Below are 1,119 nucleotides of genomic sequence, written 5' to 3'. Positions count from 1 at the left end.
GCCGTGCGAGCGCTCGGCTGGTATCGACAGTTCCGTGAGATTGTCCTGATGTTCGCCATCTCGAACATAGAACCGCTCTGTGAACCACTCTAACCGTGACTCAGCATCTATTCAACACGGCAGAAAAAAGGGCCGTGGTGAATCGCCAGATGTAGCTTGACTTCACTGTTTCAGAGACTGCTTGATGTTGTGAACGGCATACATCAGAACGAGTTCACGAAATTCAATATACCAAGTTCGCGCACGCACGGCGTGCCCCCGAAACTCTCAGATACGCAGTTCGCCGAGTTGTGTGATATCCTCGAAGAGGGCCAACCATGGACGCCACGGGAGATACACACACCCATCAAAAACCGCTACGGGGTCACCTACGATCCAGCTCACTTGAGCCGGAAGTTGCGCGAGAGCGGGATGCATTACGCCAAACCACGACGGATGGATTCGTGGAGTCCTGACGAGGCAGACGAGATTCTCGCCGAGCGCCTCGACCAAGCGCTTGGCGAGGAGACTTCTGGAAAGACAAAAGAGGAAGAGCCGATCGTATTCGGCTTCTTTCGATGAGGCATGACCACAGCCGTTTGATAACTCTCAGCGGATGTGGTCGTACGACCGAACAGTAACAATCGAGAAACCGCTGGTGACAGCCCCATGGCGCTCGTTTGGTTTCTATGCGCTGACGGGAAAGAGCACGATCTCGTTTGGAAAGCGAATTAACAAGGAAACGGTCTGTGATGCGTTAGAGGCGATCCGCGAGCAGAATCCGGTTATAGTACCCAAGTGAAGTTATGGGGATAGCCTGAGAAGGTGTTGCAATGAGCGGGGACCGACGCAAAGAGATCGTCCGCCATCTGAGTGAAGATGATCTCAATCGGTTGCTATTGGAGGCGGACGATCCGAAGGTCGTCCGCCGCCTCACGTTCGTGAAAAATCTCTACAAGGGCGACAGCCTTGAGGAGGCAGCTGACCGCGTTGGCAAATCTGAATCGACGGGCAGTCGGTGGGCACGTCGCTGGAACGAAGGTGGTCTTGGCCAATTAACGCCGAACTTCGGGGACGGACGTCCCCCGAAGCTCGGCGAAGACGAGCAGGAACAACTCTTGGAGATGCTCCGTGACGGCC

Annotated in this window: 2 protein-coding genes and 2 pseudogenes; 3 read left to right on the top strand and 1 reads right to left on the bottom strand. The window is 55.0% G+C overall.

The annotated features are described in order from the left end of the window. A pseudogene (locus tag G9463_RS23740) lies at positions 1-93 on the top strand (IS5/IS1182 family transposase); the annotation flags it as partial. Positions 94-162: 69 nt separating this feature from the next. Here G9463_RS23740 and G9463_RS23735 read toward each other — a convergent pair. Further along, positions 163-258 (bottom strand): annotated as a pseudogene (locus G9463_RS23735) (IS5/IS1182 family transposase); the annotation flags it as partial. Here G9463_RS23735 and G9463_RS23730 point away from each other — a divergent pair. Together G9463_RS23730 and G9463_RS23725 are read left to right on the top strand one after the other, a co-directional pair. Next, positions 253-561, top strand: a complete 309-nt coding sequence (locus G9463_RS23730) for a winged helix-turn-helix domain-containing protein (RefSeq protein WP_165898001.1) — start codon at positions 253-255, stop codon at positions 559-561. The pseudogene G9463_RS23735 and the gene G9463_RS23730 overlap by 6 nt on opposite strands. Positions 562-812: 251 nt before the next feature. Then, positions 813-1,119 (top strand): helix-turn-helix domain-containing protein (locus G9463_RS23725; RefSeq protein WP_165898000.1); only part of this gene is annotated, 307 nt, incomplete at its 3' end.

It is taken from the genome of Haloarcula sp. JP-Z28 (genome assembly GCF_011440255.1).
GTDB lineage: Archaea > Halobacteriota > Halobacteria > Halobacteriales > Haloarculaceae > Haloarcula > Haloarcula marismortui.
Note: the sequence above shows the minus strand (reverse complement) of the source record. Positions and strands in the feature narration are given on the sequence as shown.